We start from the raw sequence: 1,010 nt of genomic DNA, 5'->3' as shown, positions 1-1,010 counted from the left end.
ACGGGTGACGTTGCCCCGAACGTTGCGACTGCGACGGGTGTCGCAGGTGCGCTGTTCACGGCAGGCGCGGACGGCGTCAAGTCGGTTGCGATCTCGGGTCCGGTCTTCGACGTGATCTACAAGGACGCAAACGGCTTTGCGCAGACGGAAACGGTTGCCTGGGGCGCGGGCGTCGTCGGTGCCGACGGTGCGACGACGTTCACGGCGACGAGCGCCAACTATCCGGCCGGTACCCCGGCTGCGGTGCTGGTGATCAAGGCCGACGGTTCCTATTCGCTGACGCTGGGTGCGCCGGTTGCGCATGACACGGTCGGCACTTCGGAAGACAACAAGTCGCTGTCGTTCGACTTCACGGTGACGGACGGCGACGGCGACAAGGCGACCGGTACGCTGAAGGTCGAAGTGGACGACGACACGCCGGTCTCGAAGGGGACGGTGACGGCGTCGCGTGAGCTGGACGACGAGGCGCAGAGCGAGTTCACGCCGGCCAACAACGGCGGCGGGTTCGATGCGAACCCGAACTACAACACGGTATCGGGTGCGGCGGGTGCACTGTTCACGGCAGGTGCGGACGGTGTGAAGTCGGTTGCGCTTTCGGGCCCGGCCTTCGACGTGATCTACAAGGACGCGCAGGGCTTTGCGCAGACGGAAGCAGTTTCCTGGGGTGCGGGCGTCGTCGGTTCCGACGGTGCGACGACGTTCACGGCGACGAGCCTCAACTATCCGGCCGGTACGCCGGCTGCGGTGCTGGTGATCAAGGCCGACGGTTCCTACACGTTCACGCTGGGTGCGCCGATCGCACAGGGCTTCACCTTCCCGGGCATCGAAGAAAGCAAGACGCTGTCGTTCGGCGTGACGGTGACGGACGGCGACGGCGACAAGGCCAATGCGACGCTGAAGGTCGACGTCAACGACGACACGCCGGCTCCGGTCGCTTCGATCGTGTTCGGTTCCGCGACGCTTGACGACGAGGCGCAGAGCGAGTTCACGCCGGTCAACCTCGGCGGCAC

The 1,010-nt window shown here is 66.0% G+C and carries 1 protein-coding gene; it reads left to right on the top strand.

Annotated elements, in window-relative coordinates; translation table 11 throughout:
• Nucleotides 1-1,010, top strand: a 1,010-nt coding sequence (locus tag J2X76_RS31575) for a hypothetical protein (RefSeq protein WP_310221897.1), incomplete at both ends; no start/stop codon positions are given.

Source organism: Neorhizobium sp. 2083 (genome assembly GCF_031455615.1).
Lineage (GTDB): Bacteria > Pseudomonadota > Alphaproteobacteria > Rhizobiales > Rhizobiaceae > Neorhizobium.
This window is presented reverse-complemented; position numbering and strand designations above follow the sequence as displayed.